This is a genomic window from Vibrio sp. SCSIO 43009 (genome assembly GCF_023716525.1).
GTDB classification, from domain to species: domain Bacteria; phylum Pseudomonadota; class Gammaproteobacteria; order Enterobacterales; family Vibrionaceae; genus Vibrio; species Vibrio alginolyticus.
In genome coordinates this window covers 1,732,350-1,749,187 of record NZ_CP071842.1, presented here as the reverse complement: position 1 = coordinate 1,749,187, position 16,838 = coordinate 1,732,350, and the positions used below count along the sequence as shown (strand labels likewise).

The window sequence follows — 16,838 nt, the reverse complement described above, 5'->3', positions numbered from 1 at the left end:
GCTGCAGTATTCGTTCAAATTTATGCGAGAGCAGTGGGAGACCGCTGCTCTCGTTGACCTGCCTATAATTTACTAATGAAGTTCAGCAGAGCAAATTATCACTAACACTTAGCAATTCTCTCAATGATCTTGTTTATGTAATGATAATGACAACGGTTTGCATTTGTATCTTTGTTGTTATATAAAACCTCCCTTATTAATCGTTCTGTTGAATAAGAACGGCAAACGTGATCAACGAATGAGAGCTTTGAATAACTGTTATTCGTAAATGGCTATTAGGTGAAGTAGGGATGTTGGAAGCTAAAGCACTCCAGTTTGAGATTGAAGGCAAGTCATTGCTAAAAGCGTTTGATGTGACATTTGAACCCGGAAAAACATACGCCCTTGTTGGACACAATGGTTCAGGAAAATCCACATTGTTAAAGTTGCTGGCACAGCAACAGCAATACACAGCTGGTGACGTGGTTCTGCATGGAACGAGCATTAACGATCTCTCAGCGAAAAAATTCGCCCAACATATTGCCTACTTGCCTCAGCATCTTCCGGTGACCGACAGTATTTTAGGTCGAGATTTAGTCGGTTTTGGTCGTTATCCATGGCATGGTTTACTTGGACGTTTGAGTAAGAAAGATCACGACATTGTTGAAGAAGCAATGGCGATGACAGGCACACTAAAATACGCAGATCGCTTAGTGGACACGTTATCTGGGGGAGAGCGTCAACGTGTGTGGCTAGCTATGCTGTTAGCCCAAAAAACCGAGTATATGCTTCTTGATGAGCCTTTGTCTGCGCTAGATATCAGCCATCAAGTAGATATGTTGAAGCTTATCTCTAAACTCAGTCAAGAACTGGGTTTGGGCGTTATTATCGTATTACACGATATCAACTTGGCTGCACGATTTTGCGACTACATCGTTGCATTACATCAAGGTGATTTGATTGCACAAGGCAATGTTGAACAGGTGTTTACTGAACCTAAGTTGAGGGACATATATGGGATAGAGATGATGATCTCTGACCACCCTGCGGGTTATCCGGTGGCGATGCCAAGCTAAAGGTTGGAATAATGAGCAGTACAAACACTCGACTTAAACATTTCTCTTTCGCTCTCTCACTTAGTGCGCTTTTGGTCAGTTCTTTTCAAGCACTAGCTGACGCATCACCTCGGGTGATGTCGGTTGATTGGACACAAACTGAAACGATGTTGGCTTTAGGGGTCGTACCTGTAGGCGTTGCTCAAGGGCAAGATTACGATGCTTGGGTAAAATCGCCACCGTTACCACCTCAAACGAAGGATGTAGGGTTAAGAACTCAACCCAATATAGAGCGCATTTACGAGCTCAGACCTGATCGTATTTTTATTGCCCCGTACTTCTCCTCAATGAAGCATCGCTTAGTTGATATCGCCCCGGTTACCACCATTGACTTATATGAAAGCGGGATTACGGATTGGTCGGTACTTACCAGTTTCACTCGGAGGTTTGGTGAAGAGCTGGGAAGAGAGGCGGAAGCAGAGGCGCTTATCCAACAATATGAAAAACGTTTGTCTTTATTAAAACAGCGTATAAATAAAGGCCAGCCGCCACTTCTAATGATTCAGTTTATGGATACAAAGCACGTACGTGTTTTTGGTCAAAATAGTCTTTACTCCCAGGCTATCGAAAAGATTGGGCTGAGTAATGCATGGAATGAAAAGACGAATAGCTGGGGCTTCAGCCTAGTTGGCATCGACAAGTTAGCTGGCATAAAAGCTCAAATCGTTATCGTAGAGCCATTACCTTATGGTGGAGCGGAGCAGCTCTCTCAAGACCCATTTTGGCAATATGTTGTTCAACAATCTGGTGAAAAGGTCATGCAAGTCGCGCCCGTTTGGAGTTTTGGTTCTATGCCTTCAGCCCTCCGTTTCGCAGAGTTAGTTACGGCGAGTAAGGTCGAGGAGTTAACACAATGAAAACGATGCCTTTAAGCTTTGTGGTGTTACTTTCGGCATTTACCTTTTCTATTGGTGCTTTCCAATTGTACCAAGTAAGCTCATTTTCGTTAGCTCTAAGCAGTTTATGGGAGCCTAACTTTCAATCTATCGATTCTGTTTTACTTCACTTTAGCTGGTGGCCTCGAGTCTTCACCACGATTATATCTGGTGCTGGATTAGCGGTTGCTGGGGTATTGATGCAGCAAGTGCTGCGTAACCCTCTCGCTTCACCCACGACACTTGGTGTGGCGAGTGGTTCAAGTTTTGCTTTGATGTTAGCTACGCTATTCGCACCTTGGATGTTGGATATCGCGCCTAATTTGGTTGCTCTCATCGGCGGTGTGATATCGATGGGGTTGGTGATGCTGTTGTCATGGCGACGAGCGTTATCTCCAACGGTTGTCGTCGTTTCTGGGTTAGTGATAAACCTGTACTTTGCATCATTAAGTACGGTTATTCTGATGATGAATACCGAAAAGCTGAATGGGTTAATGATATGGGGAGCCGGTTCGCTTGTTCAGAGTGGATGGGGAGATTTCTCGTATCTTGCACCTCGAATCGCACTTGCTACGGTCGTTGCATTTGTGATTGCAAAGCCGTTAAGTCTGTTGGAACTCTCCGAGCAAGGTGCCAAGAGTTTAGGTGTCTCGTTAGCTAAGTTGCGTTTTGTCTGTCTTGGGCTTGCGGTGTTAATCACTTCTTGGGTGGTTTCTGCCGTAGGAATCATCGGTTTCATCGGGTTAGCGGCGCCAGCGATTACTCGATTGATAGGTATCAATAAAGTCCAGCATAAGCTTTGGGTATCAATGCTAATTGGTGCCATGTTATTGACTTTAACCGATTTGGTTATTCAGCAACTGCCAGGGCTAATGGCGAGTTTTATACCAACGGGAGCAGCAACGGCTGCATTGGGCGCTCCGTTACTGTTATGGCTGTTACCTCGTTTATCACAAAAGACGCAGGGCCATACTCAAACAGTGTTAACTCGACACCGTCAACATGTTTACAAGCTAAACCCTAAAGCGATCTCATTGGCGTTGATCGGTACGTTAATTTCCGTTGTCCTTTTTGCCACGGTTGCTGTGCAAAATGAAGGGTGGACAAACTTAATTGCTAGCCAAAATTGGATTTTTTTGGAATGGCGCGCACCTAGATTATTTGCAGCAGCAATTGCGGGGGCAATGTTGGCGATTGCTGGAACCATGATTCAACGCCTAAGTGGAAACCCAATGGCAAGTCCTGAAGTGATCGGTATCAGTTCAGGGACAGCGATGGGATTGATCATCGCGATGTTTACTGGGTTTGGTTCGTCAATTTTCACTCTTTCTCTAGGCGGGCTCGTAGGCGCATTAGCGACGGTATTAGTCATTGTGCTGCTAAACCGTAAGTCAGGCTTTCAGCCGGAGCGTATTTTGTTGACTGGTATTGCGATAACCGCACTGATGAATGCAATACAGAGCTTTATTCTAGCCACTGGTGACCCAAGAAGTTATCAAGCATTGGCTTGGTTGTCTGGGTCTACCTACTATGTCTCGGTTGAAACGTTACTCCCATTGTCTTTATCTGCGCTTGTCTTTATAGGGTTGAGTTTTCTCTGCGTAAGATGGCTAGATATTCTTCCTGTCGGTGCCGCTTCCTCTAAAGCACTTGGAATTCGAGTTGATCGTTCACGCGCAATACTGCTTCTTTTAGTTGCTTGTCTCACGGTCAGTGCGACATTGGTTGTTGGCCCGATTAGCTTTGTTGGGTTGTTGGCTCCGCATTTAGCTCGCTTATTTGGTTTTAACAAAGCGTCACAACACATGTTATGCGCCGCGATACTGGGGGCAGGGGTGATGTTGTTGGCTGATTGGTTGGGACGACAGGTCCTTTACCCGCAAGAAATACCAACAGGACTTATGGCGTCTCTCATTGGCGGTTTGTATTTAATGTGGGGTTTACGCCGTTTATAGAGATGAGTTAAGCCTCAACCAAGAAAGTACTTATACAAATAAGCACTCGTAGTGGCATTCGTAACCTATGCGAGTGCTTTATGCAAAACCTCTGGTTTGTCTTTTACGGAAACAACTGGCGATGCCGTAACTCGCTTTTCTTTCAGCGGTCGCTGAAGTCATGAAGGGTTGGTTTGGCTGCCGACAAAAAGGAGAAGAATATGACTCGGCAGTTTATGCTGACACCAACGTCGATGGCGGTTGTATTAGCTTTATCAACGCCAAATGTCTTGGCTCAGGAAGATGAAAATATAGTTGTGATTGGACAGCAGCAAGACAGTGCAGTTGGTCCTGATTTTAGTTATCTTGGAGCGAAGAGTCGGGCAGCGACGAAAACTGATATTGCCATCAATGAGACTCCAAGAGCGGTGTCTGTTGTTACGCGAGAGCAAATGGATGATCGTGCCTCTATTAGCATTTCTGACGCACTACAGTACACACCAAGCATTCAAACTAATTATTTCGGCGAAGATAACAAGCAAGATTGGTTTATTATTCGTGGTTTTAAACAAGCGAACAGCGGGTTGTATCAAGATGGTACCCGTTTATATTCTTCTGGCTTCTATAGTTGGCAAATAGATCCGTTTGCGTTAGAGAGGGTTGAAGTTTTACGTGGTGCAGCGTCTGTTCTTTATGGGCAAAACCCTCCAGGTGGGGTTATCAATGTTGTCAGTAAGCGACCTCAATTTGATGGGGGGTCAGGACTTGTATCTTTGGAGTACGGTTCTGAAGACCGTAAACAACTTTCTCTTGACGTAAACTCTGAGGTGAGTGAGCAGTTAGCTTTCCGCTTTCAAGGGTTAGCGAGAAAAAATGGGACGAGAATTAGTGGGGTAGAAGCAGAGCGCATTCTTCTCTCTCCATCGATGACGTACAAATTTAATGAGACGTCTGAAATTACCTTTCTAACGAGCTATCAAAAAGACGACTCAGATCCTTATCTGCAATTTTTGCCAGTTGAAGGAACGTTAACGCCAAACAAAAATGGAAAGATCAGTGATAGTTTAGCGATAGGCAATCCTAACTGGGAGACGTTTGAGCGTGAGCAGGTGTCTTTAGGCTATGAGTTTTCTCATGCATTTAATGATACCACTTCATTTGTTCAAGCAGCTCGTTACAGCGAAATGGATGTTAAGCTAAGACAAATGTATTCGTACGTTTACTCGGCTGACGTGCCTGCGTTGGGGCCGGCTTTGGACCCATCAAATGAACGCAAAACCATACTTCGGGGTGCTTCAACAGAAGATGGGTCATCTGATGCTTTTAATATCGATAATCGTTTGATGCACCAAGTAAATGGGGGAAGTGTTGAGCATAACTTGATGTTGGGCATAGATTTTCAAATGATCAGTATCGATGGTAAAGATTTTGCCAATGACCCTATCGTTGCTAATGGTAATGCATTATTAAACACACCAATGGGAGCTTTGCCCGATCCTAGGTTTAATGTATTTAATCCTACTTATTCGGATAACATAATGTTACTCGATCCGAATACGCTACAACCATTGAGCGAAACCGATAAGCAAAGAACGAAAATCGATAATCAGCAGCTCGGCGTCTACTTTCAAGATCATATGCTGATCAACGATAAATGGGCGATGTTATTGGGCGCACGTTACGACGATACAAGTAATGAAGTACATAATGTTACCACGGGTGCTCGCACGAAAGTCGATAATGGAGAGTGGACGTTTAGCGTGGGAACGGCTTATATTTCTGATTCTGGCTTCACGCCATACTTTAGTTACTCTCAGTACTTTGATCCAATTATTCAAGAAGACAGCAATGGTAAGCCAGCGAAGCCTGAAAGCGGTGATCAATTTGAAATCGGTATGAAATACCAACCGGATTCATTTGATGGTTATTTCAATATTGCAACGTATCGGGCAACAAAAGAAAACTTGGCTCGTATCTACTTGAGTGAATTAACGCAAATAGGAAAAATAGAAAATAACGGCGTTGAGTTTGAAGCTGTAGCTAATGTGACACCATCCTTAACATTGATCGGGAACATTGCGTACGTTGATGCAGAGATAAAAGAAGACATCAATAAGGCATGGGTTGGCAAAACACCTTCCCAAGTGGCGAATACCGTATCATCAGCTTGGGCACATTATCGTTTCTTTGATGGACCTCTTGATGGCTTTGCTGTTGGCTTAGGCGCGCGCTATACAGGTGAGTCATACGGAGACAATGAAGAGAGACTAAAAGTACCAAGTTATTTCTTAATGGATGCGACGGTCAGTTATCGAATCGGCGATTACAAGCTACAAGTCGCAGCTAAAAACATCGCGGATAAAAAGTACATAGCGACATGTGATGGCTTTTGTTGGTATGGCGACCGACAAAATGTTATTGCAAGTTTAACTTACGACTGGTGAGTTAACGTATAAATAAACACCCCTAACTTTAGGGGTGTTTATTTAGAAATCGGCTTTACGGACAAAGTGCGGGTTTTTGTACTTTTTCTGCGGACCAAACGATGATACGACAAGTTTGTTCCATAATGTTTTGTCAAACTCACCCTTTGGAATCGAAGGGTAGAGGGTTTCCTCTTCTTCTCTTGCAAAGTTCATATATTGTTTCTTTTTAATTTGATTGTACTTTTTGGCGATCTGGTTATGTTTTCTTACCCACTCCAGCTTGTAATTGTGGAGCACTTTTTCACCATCTTCGAGACTCATTCGAGATAGGAACAGTCGCTTGTATGAGACCTTTCTGTCCAGCATTGTGCGCATAACGGTTTGGATATATTTACCGTGATGCGTAATGGTAATGTCGTTTTCATCAACAGGAGTGACACACCAGCCTTTAGGTAAAAAGTCTGGCTTCTTAAATTGCTTATTACGCTCCATTAGCGCCTGATGTAAAACTAAATCAGAGGTGCCGCGGAACGTCTTTTGCCATTTACCGATACGAATTTGAATCGAACCAGGCAAGCGATAGATGTTAGTAAACTTATCTTTGTCCATGGACTTGTGTCATGAGATTAATGTGCATAATTAGAAAGCGGAATTCAGCCCAATGCCACAGGCAGTAGACTTAAGTACCGTACGATTTTACAACGACCTTGCGTGATATAGCGAGGGGTTATGTCAATAATAGGTAAGAAATAGAAAATTAGTTCACATTATGAAGAAATTGGAAGCTTACAAGGCTAAATTTTGAAGTTACACCAATTATGCCCATGCCGACTAAATAAAAGAAGGCACGGGCATAAAATCACACCGCTTCTTCGAGTTGCTTGGTGTCTTCTTCAATCTGTTGTAGGTGTCGGTTTGCTTGCTGTAACTGATACATTTGAGCATAACGACCATTTTGCGTTAAGAGTGCTTTGTGTGTGCCTTTCTCAACTAACTCCCCATGATGAAGAACAATGATTTGGTCTGCATCTAGGATAGTTGAAAGCCGATGAGCAATAACAACGAGCGTCATGTCTTGTCTGAGTACCGCCAAGCTCTTTTGGATTAAAGCCTCTGTTCCTGAGTCAATATTTGCGGTTGCTTCATCTAATATCAATATCTTAGGTTTTACCACAAGCACACGTGCTAACGCCAAAAGCTGTTTCTGACCCGCAGATAAATTAGTTTCGCCTTGACCTAACTGCGTGTCTAGCCCGTTAGGGTAACGATGAATTTGTTCTGCCAAACCTACCTTGTCTAACGCATCCCATATTTGATTGTCATCAACCGCCCGACTGAGAGAGATGTTTTCTCTGACTGAAGCAGGGAGAATATGTGGATCTTGTTGGACCATTGCCACATCTTTGCGAAGTACGTCTTTCCCTAATGTTTTAAGTGGACGACCATCTATGAGCAGTTCGCCACATTGCGTTGGATAAAAGCCCATTAACAGTGACGCTAATGTGCTTTTACCGCTTCCTGTATGCCCGACAAGCGCGATAAAGTCTTGGTGGTTGGCCTTCAACGAAATGTCTTTTAGGACGTCCTGTTTACCATCGTAGCTAAATGTGAGATCTCTAAGTTCGATAGCACCTGACCTTAATGGTTGATGATTGTCCCCGTAAGTTTGTTCTTTCGCGTCAATTAATTCAAAAACACGTTCGCTTGATACTAACGCCTGCTGAAGTAGAGCAAGTTGCTGAGTCATCTCAATTAGTGGTTCAGTAACTCGCGCAAGATAACTGATAAATGCATACAGTACCCCCACACCAATCAACTCAATACCATTAAAACCAAAGATCGCAACCAAGCAAAGCAACGCAAGACCAGCGAGTAAGTCCATTAATGGTCTTAGCAGATAGCCGTTTAGCCGAATCACTCGTTTAGATGCCACCAGATGCTCTGCGGTTAGCTCGTTGAACTGTTTATTAAAACGCTCTTCTTGTTGCATTAATTGAATGACACTCATCCCTTGAATGGATTCACTCAGATTCGCATTTATATCGGTCAATAGGTCACGCATCTTTCGGTAGCTTTCTGTACTTAGCTGCTTAAACAAGTACATAAAGCCGATGACGATCGGCAGCAATACAAGCACAACGAGTGTGAGCTTCCAACTCATGAAAAACATAACGCCAAGCATTACGACAATCATGACCACGTTTTTCACCACGGTCGCGATCAAAAGCTCATAAAATTGCTGTAAAGATTCCGTATCGTTGGTGATTCGCGACACCAATTTTCCAGCAGGAGTGTAATCAAACGCAGATAACGGCTGCTTAATCACGCCAGAAAATACTTGCTTACGAATCGCTTTGATCGTGTTAGCCGCGACAATGCTAAATTGCAATGACTGAAAATACTGGAATGTTGCCGATACGATCTGAAGAGCGATATAACCTACTGCTAGCGAAATCAGAACATTTTGTGAATAGTCACCTTTAGCGATGTGCTCATCAATGAAATATTGAATCAACCAAGGGCCGCCAGCGCTGGCTAACGCAGCAATAAACAGCAAGGCGAGTCCTTTAATCATTGGCTTTGGTTGAGATAATGGGTAAGACATTAACCGTTTAAACGTGCTGGTCTGGTTCATTCATTATTCCTCCATCGCCTGCTCTAGTTTCTGATACTCGAACATCTCGGCGTACCAGCCTTTATGCGCTAATAAAGCGCTATGTTGCCCACGTTCAGTAATGTGTCCGTGATTCAATACAATGATCTCGTCTGCTGCTTCCAAAGCGGTGAGGCGGTGCGCAATAACGATTAGGGCTTGATCACGGTAGTGTGTTTCCAAATTCTTAAGGATTTGATGTTCGGTCCGTCCATCAACAGCGGAAAGTGCATCGTCCAAAACCAACACTTGGGCATTCAGCAGCATAGCGCGTGCTATCGCAATACGTTGTTTTTGCCCGCCGGAGAGTGTAATGCCTTTTTCACCAACTTCTGTTTGGTAGCCTTCAGGAAACTTCTCAATATCGTCATGTATACAGGCTAACTTTGCTGCTCTATAGACTTCTTCTTTCTCTGCATTAGGGTTGCCTAAGGCAATATTGTCGAAGATAGATTTGGAGAATAGAAACGGACTTTGGTTAACGACAGCAAAACGGTTGCGCCACTGTGGAAGTAGGGCATCCTTGATCTCGACATCACCGAATTTAATTGAGCCGTTTTCTAAATCATGTTGACGCAAAAGTAGTGTTAACAGGGTCGATTTTCCGCTTCCTACCGGCCCTGCAACTCCCAACATTTTTCCGGGTTCCAGTTCGATGTTTACTTCCGTCAAAGCGGGCGGTAAATCACTAGACCAATGGAAATCGTCGATATCAATTTTCAACGGAAGTGGTTTATTTTCTATTGGCTTATTGCCACTGATAATTGCTGGCTTTTCATCAAAGATCTCTTGTAGTCGGTTCCATGCAGCTGAGCCTCTTTCTAAAATGTTAAATAGGAATGCGAATGCCAGCATCGGCCATATCATCAACCCTAAATACATCGTAAATGCGGTCAGATCACCAAGCGTGATCTCACCTTTATCAACAAGGTAAGCACCAGCAGCGACACTAAGAAGGAAAGAAAGACCGATGGTTAACTGAATTGCCGGGTCAAATCTAGCATCGACTCTTGCGACAGCGATGTTCTTTTCGCCAGTATCATCCACAACCTCTTCAAAACGTTGCTGCTCTTGGTTTTCTAATCCGAAAGCACGCAGCATTCGCACGCCATTAAGTGACTCTTGTGTCATGTCTGACATGGTAGAAAAGGCTTCCTGAGCGACACGAAAGCGTTGATGTAGGATACGCACAATAAAGAAGATGATGATGGCAAGAAATGGCATTGGAAGAAGCGCCATTACGGTGAGCTTCCAGCTTACTTGCGTGACCATAATGATTAAAACCGCAATACCAGTGATCAAAGAGTCTGCGGCGGTTAAAACCCCTTCGCCGGCAGTCATAACGATATTACGCACATCATTAGTGCCACGAGCCATCAGATCCCCCGTCTTGTAACGTTCAAAAAAACGAGGTGGCTGTGTCGATAAATGCCTATATAGACGGTTACGTAGAATGGTCCCGAGCTCCCAGCTTGCGCCGAAAAGCCAAATTCGCCATAAGATGCGACACCCATAAATAGTAAAGATCAGTACAGTTAACCCTGAGAGCCATAGAATCAGCGTATTTGTATCTAAAGTGTTGTCTACGACGCCATCAACTATGATGCCAACTGCTTTGGGCGGAACAAGCTGTAGTGCTGATATCACAGCGAAAAGCAGAATGGATCCGACATAGTGCCTCCACTTTTGTTGGAAATACCAACGTAGCTGCCAGAATATTCTCATTACGCCTCCCGCTTTAAATTATTGAATTTGTTATAGAACTATTATTGAGCGAAATGATGAGTTTACAAGCACAAGTTATAGGCGGGTTTAAAAACGATAGATTGTTTCAATTATAACCATGTGTCGGCGCAAATTACTGGTTTTATCTCTATGAGCTAACTGTGCGACGACATTATGTGAAATAGTTGTTAATGGTGGTTTTGGAGCCATGACCTTGCAATAACGATGAAGACACCAAAAGTAAAAGTGTTACTGCCACTCTCTATGGGAATTAGCAATCGTCAGTTTGTATTTTGTATTTCACTTGGCCACCAGGAGTTTCTGGGTAGTAAACTTCGACATAACACATATGTTCTGGACCAACAGGCTTGTTTGCAAAACCAATAAGGAAGTAGGGCTCGTCTGGGCTATCTACCCCATACCAAGTGTTGATAGTGAGTTGCGGATCAAAGCCTGCTAGCTCTTTTGCTGGAATAACATTTTTGATAAATCCAAAGTAACCAATTAGGTCGTTATGGCCGTCATTATCTAGATCAATGTTATATTGTATGCCGCCATCTACTGTCTCTTGAGATTGAATCACTGCTTTGGTGTAGACAAAGTTGTTGGCGGTCATGAGTGCTTCTCTGGCTCCATATAGAACCGCCACTCTGGCATCTTTTTGTAAGCCAAGAAATTTAGGAAATGCAACGACGCTTACAATACCAAGAATGATGATGCACACAATGAGTTCAATAAGAGTAAATCCTTGAGAGCGACGCACAGCCTTTCTCCATGTTTAGAAACGAATAGGCGGCTATTCTGATATAGAAACTTTCAGGTCAAGTATTAAAAAAGAATGATAGTAAGAGATCGGGATTGCAAATCTCAAATATAAAACAAGTTGCTTATTTTCGAGGTGGGGAGTGATTTTGAGAAAAACCAAGGAATGAACTCGAGAGGATAAAATCCTCCCGAGTAAAGCGACTAAGATTCGTGTGTCAGAGCACTGCTGTTACGTTTAAAAATGAATCGCCAAATAAATAAGACAATTGCGATGTAACCTAATCCTACACCAAGCGCTTGCCAGTGCATGCCGTTATACATCGCGATTGGCATCAAAGAGATGATGAAGATGTCAGTGATTGAGCCAGGGACATAAGCGATGGCGTAATCATCAAGCACCTTGCTACGCATTTTTGGATCAACAATACGAAGCAACGCAATACCCATGGCAACCGTACCGGTTAACCAACCCCAAGAGAAAATGCCTTTCTCGAACCAATCTTCTCCCATGATACGTGGGGCAACCCAGAAGATTAGCCATAGTGTGAAGGCGATACCGCCGATTGCAAGCACTACCATCGGCATTAAATACTGGGCTAGGACGGTAATCTTGATGGCTGAGATACCAAAGATAATCAAATAATCGGTACTGATGCCCGCAGCGTGTTTGAATGCACCGTCACAAAGATAGCGTGAAGCTTTCGTTTGTTTCGCGACGATTCGCACGAGCATGCCGCCAAGGAAGCCAGTTACGAACGTAGGGATTTGTACCTTATCGTGGAAAGAAGATAAGTAGTTAGCCGCTACATACGAGAAAGCTGTTACCACTACAACCAACGCCGCGTGAATCGCAAAAGAATCAACCGACAGGGAAGACATGGTGTCTTTCATTACCGGCTCTTGATCATCAGGCTTAACGAGCCCCTTGCGTTCGTGTTCATCCATGCTATCGAATGTCGTAAAGCTACGAATCCAACCCATCTTCAATGCGAATTGCAGCATGAGCATGCCGACAGAAATTGAAATGAAAATACCCACGGTTGCGAACGTTAAGCCAAGTGTGAAGCCATCTTCCCAGCCAAGCCCCGTGAAGATTTCACCAACAACAGAGGCAGACCCGTGACCACCCATAAAGCCCGCAGACATTGTCACACCAAAGCCGGGATTAATCTCTGGCCAGAAGAAGGTTGTGAGAACTAGACCAAACATTGCCGCAAACAACCACTGAGAAACAGAAGCGATTTGGTTAAACGCCCACAATGAGCCAGCACGCTGTGCGACGGTTTTAGGTGATGGAACATCCGTTGCCAGACCTAACGCAGAAAAAAGTGCAGCAGTTAATAGGCTTGCGTTAGCGGTAAACGTATCGGTCCAAGGCAGTACGTCTAACAGGGCTGGTCCAAAAATTAGACCGAATAATCCTGCGAGAACCGCCGATGGAATGTACATACGCTGTAGTAATGGCGCGTGAACGCGAATGACTTTTGCCAAAATCAATAGTAAGCCAGCGATGGCTAAGTCAGTCAGCATTAGACCTTTAGGCATCTTATCCTCCAGTAAATGCAGTCAAGGGGTAGCGTCCTTGTGACCTACCTTGAATAAAAATCTCTCTCAAGCCAAAAAGCCACATACGTGACTAAAAGCGTTGAGAAATCAATGTCGTTTTCATAAGCAAAGGAATGTGCTTATGCAATTTGAAATGAGTGTAAATGTTGTGATTGCACACGAACAGGAAGAGAAATTAGATTAAATTTCTCGATATTTTTTGATAGTTCACTCAGGAAAGGCGGCAATCCTAGTCACTTTGTCAGAGCAATGCAATTGGTGTGAATCAATAAATTATGCCTAGTTAATGGGTGTCTCTGACTAACAACATGAAAAATAAAGACAATTAACAAGCAATAATATTTGTCATATCGACAACAAAAGTTAATTAAATGGTTAAATTGTCGCCGCTTTATGGGGTGACGTTATGGATTCACATGAGAAAGAACAAAATCGACCAAGGTACGGTTTTTAAGGGAAAGCTGTTTTGAACGGTAAAGCAGGTGGATAGGTTTTGGCTTGGGAGCATGTTGCTGGAGAATTTCTACCAAGGCACCAGATTGAATTTCCTGTTCAACTAAGATCTTTGGTTGAAGAAGAACACCAGAGCCTTTTAACGCGGCAAACTTAAGCACATCACCATTATTAGACGTTAATCGGGTGTTGCTGTTTCCAAAGGTATTAGATGGCATGTTCACCACCTGTTGGCTTTCCCCTTGGTGGTACTGAAATCCCAAACAATGATGATGTTCAAGGTCATCAAGCGATTGGATAGGGGCATGCAGCTTAAGATAAGAGGGTGAGGCGCAGTAAGTCATGTCGTATTGCCCGAGTTTTCTTGCAACTAACGATGAATCGACCAACTCACCAATACGAATAATCACGTCTGCTTCGCTTCGATATGGGTCAATCAAACTGTTATCCAACATTAACTCAACGTTCAGTTCGGGAAATTCTGCTAAGAAGTCAGCCACGATGGGCGCAATCACCTTTTTACCATAGGTAACTGGGCAGTTAACTTTTACTGTTCCAGTTGGGCGGTTGATCAGCGTCTGGATTAGGTTCTCTGCGTTGGTGATGTCTTCAATAATGCGGTGGCACTCTTGATAGTAGAGTCTGCCAGCTTCGGTCAAGGACTGTTTGCGCGTGGTGCGATGAATCAGCTGCGTACCTAAGCTTTGCTCAAGAAAGCTCATGTGCTTGCCAACCATGGTCGGTGAAATATCAAAGTGGTGTGCTGCATTACGAAAGCTGCCGTGTTCGACCACGTAAGCGAAAACTTTCATGCTTGTTAATTTATCCATTGCACACCCAGAGTTGATAAAGAAATAACTAAAGCAGAGTTTATCAATCAAATGAGGTTAATTACAGTGGGCGTATGATTAAGAATGGAGAAAGAGAGCCATCATGAGCGAGACGATTTTTGTTACCGCCGAACTGAAAATGAATGCCGATAAGCCAAGACAACAAGTGGTTGAAGCCATTGAACAATTTTGCCTTGATATGCAAAGCGAAGCGGGGTGCTTGCAAGCGAATGCGACCTACGATTCTAAAGCTCCACAACGTGTGATTCTTTGGGAGCGATATGAAAACCGCGCCGCGATTGAAGCGCATTTTGCTATGCCGCATACACAAGCGTTTATTGCGGCTGAAATGGCAGAGTTAGTTCAAGCATTCGAAACCCAAGCTCAATAGGAGACGTGAACATGAAATGGGGCATTTTAGGCACAAGCTTTATCTCAGGAGTCATGGCTGAGGCAATCCAAGGCGATGACAAGAGTGAACTGTACGCGGTTGCTGGGCGTTCGGAGCAGAACTTACAGGCATTCGCTGAGCAATATGGCATCGAGAATACGTTCAACGATTACGATGCGTTGATTGCTGATGAGCAAGTCGACATTATTTATATCGCATTGCCAAATCACCTTCATCATGACTTTATCGTCAAAGCGGCTGAGCAGGGCAAAGCGATCCTGTGTGAAAAGTCACTTTCGGTAGATATGGAAAAAACCGAGCTGGCACTTCAAGCCGTAGAAGCGCACAAGGTGTTCTTTGCTGAAGGCTTAATGTACTTGCATCACCCATTGATCAGTGAGTTGGTTTCGGTGCTTAAATCGGGAGAGATTGGTGAACTTCGCTCCATCCATACGTCTTATATTGCGTCGATTGCGCAGTTTGTTAATCCAGACAGCAAAGGTGCTTTGTATAACTTAGGTTGCTATCCAATGTCATTAGTGCATTTGGTGGTTAAAACCATGTTGGGTGAACAAACCTTTGAGAACCGTTCAATGAAAGCGATTGGCCGACGAGGTAATGATGGGAATATCTGTGAGTCGAGCTTGATGATGCAATTTGGTGAGCAACAAACGGTGAGCGTACATACTGCCGAAGATCATGGATTGAAACACCAGTTCACCATTCTGGGTAGCAAAGGCTGTATTACCTTAGATTCAAACCCATGGCTACCAACGCAAGATAACCAGTTTAGTGTGGAAATTTACGAGACGTCGAAGCGGGAAGTGTCTGTACCGGCAACTGGGGACGCTTTCTTCTATCAAGTGCGCAATATTCGCCAAGCGGTTGAAGAGGGGCGTACCTCGTTAGAAAAACCTTGTGCAACATGGGAAGACTCTCACCGTATTATGCAGCTACTGACTGAGTGGGAATCACTGGCTTCAAAGTAAGTGTGTACTTGAACCAATGAACATAAAAACGGCGCACTAAATCCAATGATCAGTGCACCGTTTGTATTTTGGGTTCAGTCTGGATTAAATGCGATTATCGCCGGTACTGAACGCAATGATTTGGCTGATCTCAGACAGGCTTCTACCACTTTCTTGCTGCCATTGAACAAACGCTTTGTTGGTTGCATCGAGCGATTTTTTCGTATCTTTCCCACCTTCAATGATCTTGCAATTACGCAGGTAAGCTTCCACGTCGCTAGACAAGATAAAGGTATCAACGCCCATTTGACGAAGTGTGTAAGGGCCAGTATTTCCGCCTAGGCGATTGCCGCGTTTCTTCAAATACGCCCATAGGTCGGTGATTTTCTCTTGCGGCCAATCAGCAACCATTTTGCCAAACGAGCCATATTCGATTTTTGCTTCGTGGATCATACGAGCGTTGGCAGGAATCGACATGACTTTAGTGAGGTGGCGAATGATGCGTTTGTCGGTTGCTTTGGTTTCCCATTGCTCATCTGACAGCATCAATAGCGGCTCAATCTTAAACCCAAAGAACACTTCTTCGAAGTTCGGCCACTTGTTGCGAACCACGCTCCACGAAATCCCACTTTGGAATACCTTCATCGAAAAAGCGGCTAGCCAACGGTCGTCGGGAATCGCTGCCAATTCTTCTTTGCTTAGTGGATGAGACAAAAGCGCTTCAAGTTGATCTTCACCACCTTTACGCTCGGCAGCGCGCTGATAAATCGCGTCAAATTTTTCGATACTCATAAAAGAAGTTAGTCCTAGTTTATGTCGATATTTGTGAAACATACTACGCTTAAGTGGCTGAATCGTAAATTGATGGAGTGTCACAAATGAAGAAGGTCACATTAACGTTTGTCGGGGAAGGTTCGGATCGTATTGCAGAAAAATTCTATGCGTGGATGACGGACGGTGGGTTAGAAGACAGCATGATTGAGAATTTATCTGACCGTGAAATCTCAGTTGTCGGCATCAGTGATATGGATAATGAAACGCGTGATGTGGTAATCAATACGGAAATGAACTAACGAGTCGACTATCGTCAGCAAGCAGAATCAGATAAAACAAAGCCCTTCACTCGAAGGGCTTTGTTGCGTTTATAAGCATGGGAGC

At 43.9% G+C, this 16,838-nt stretch carries 14 protein-coding genes; 7 read left to right on the top strand and 7 right to left on the bottom strand.

Annotated elements, in window-relative coordinates:
• Window positions 1-290: 290 nt before the first annotated feature.
• From J4N43_RS08270 to J4N43_RS08255, 4 genes are all read left to right on the top strand, one after another.
• Complete coding sequence (locus J4N43_RS08270) at window positions 291-1,055, top strand: ABC transporter ATP-binding protein (RefSeq protein WP_115385953.1); 765 nt, start codon at window positions 291-293, stop codon at window positions 1,053-1,055.
• 11 nt (window positions 1,056-1,066) lie between these two features.
• A complete protein-coding gene (locus J4N43_RS08265) occupies window positions 1,067-1,951 on the top strand; it encodes an iron-siderophore ABC transporter substrate-binding protein (protein WP_005377718.1) in 885 nt (294 codons plus the stop codon).
• Window positions 1,948-3,924, top strand: coding sequence for a Fe(3+)-hydroxamate ABC transporter permease FhuB (gene fhuB, locus J4N43_RS08260; RefSeq protein WP_062730624.1), 1,977 nt, complete (start codon window positions 1,948-1,950; stop codon window positions 3,922-3,924). Before J4N43_RS08265 ends, fhuB begins: the two co-directional genes overlap by 4 nt.
• A gap of 200 nt (window positions 3,925-4,124) precedes the next feature.
• On the top strand, window positions 4,125-6,347 hold the full coding sequence (locus J4N43_RS08255; protein ID WP_053350573.1) for a TonB-dependent siderophore receptor: 2,223 nt from the start codon (window positions 4,125-4,127) through the stop codon (window positions 6,345-6,347).
• 42 nt (window positions 6,348-6,389) lie between these two features.
• Here J4N43_RS08255 and J4N43_RS08250 read toward each other — a convergent pair whose 3' ends face one another.
• From J4N43_RS08250 to J4N43_RS08225, 6 genes are all read right to left on the bottom strand, one after another.
• Window positions 6,390-6,938 carry an MSHA operon transcriptional regulator gene (locus J4N43_RS08250; RefSeq protein WP_017820633.1) on the bottom strand — a complete coding sequence of 183 codons (549 nt, stop codon included), beginning with the start codon at window positions 6,936-6,938 and terminating at the stop codon, window positions 6,390-6,392.
• Between the two features lie 250 nt (window positions 6,939-7,188).
• The gene (locus J4N43_RS08245; protein ID WP_042522895.1) at window positions 7,189-8,964 is read right to left on the bottom strand and encodes an ABC transporter transmembrane domain-containing protein; all 1,776 of its coding nucleotides are present in this window, start codon (window positions 8,962-8,964) and stop codon (window positions 7,189-7,191) included.
• Between the two features lie 3 nt (window positions 8,965-8,967).
• Entirely contained in the window at window positions 8,968-10,707 is a 1,740-nt protein-coding gene (locus J4N43_RS08240) for an ABC transporter transmembrane domain-containing protein (RefSeq protein WP_053350572.1), read from the bottom strand.
• 271 nt (window positions 10,708-10,978) lie between these two features.
• Window positions 10,979-11,470, bottom strand: coding sequence for a type II secretion system protein (locus J4N43_RS08235; protein WP_005377704.1), 492 nt, complete (start codon window positions 11,468-11,470; stop codon window positions 10,979-10,981).
• Window positions 11,471-11,673: 203 nt separating this feature from the next.
• Window positions 11,674-13,017, bottom strand: coding sequence for a sodium/glutamate symporter (locus tag J4N43_RS08230; protein ID WP_158159647.1), 1,344 nt, complete (start codon window positions 13,015-13,017; stop codon window positions 11,674-11,676).
• Between the two features lie 425 nt (window positions 13,018-13,442).
• Complete coding sequence (locus tag J4N43_RS08225; protein ID WP_025766692.1) at window positions 13,443-14,321, bottom strand: LysR family transcriptional regulator; 879 nt, start codon at window positions 14,319-14,321, stop codon at window positions 13,443-13,445.
• A gap of 103 nt (window positions 14,322-14,424) precedes the next feature.
• On the opposite strand from J4N43_RS08225, the gene J4N43_RS08220 reads away from it, so the two are divergent.
• The gene (locus J4N43_RS08220; RefSeq protein ID WP_025766691.1) at window positions 14,425-14,712 is read left to right on the top strand and encodes a putative quinol monooxygenase; all 288 of its coding nucleotides are present in this window, start codon (window positions 14,425-14,427) and stop codon (window positions 14,710-14,712) included.
• Between the two features lie 11 nt (window positions 14,713-14,723).
• A complete protein-coding gene (locus tag J4N43_RS08215) occupies window positions 14,724-15,701 on the top strand; it encodes a Gfo/Idh/MocA family protein (protein ID WP_025766690.1) in 978 nt (325 codons plus the stop codon).
• 84 nt (window positions 15,702-15,785) lie between these two features.
• Here the strand turns inward: J4N43_RS08215 and J4N43_RS08210 are convergent, their stop codons facing one another.
• Window positions 15,786-16,472 (bottom strand): DNA-3-methyladenine glycosylase I, encoded by a 687-nt coding sequence (locus J4N43_RS08210; RefSeq protein ID WP_005377694.1) that lies wholly within the window; start codon window positions 16,470-16,472, stop codon window positions 15,786-15,788.
• 86 nt (window positions 16,473-16,558) lie between these two features.
• Here J4N43_RS08210 and J4N43_RS08205 point away from each other — a divergent pair, with 86 nt between their 5' ends.
• Entirely contained in the window at window positions 16,559-16,753 is a 195-nt protein-coding gene (locus tag J4N43_RS08205) for a hypothetical protein (RefSeq protein WP_005377692.1), read from the top strand.
• Window positions 16,754-16,838 lie beyond the last annotated feature (85 nt).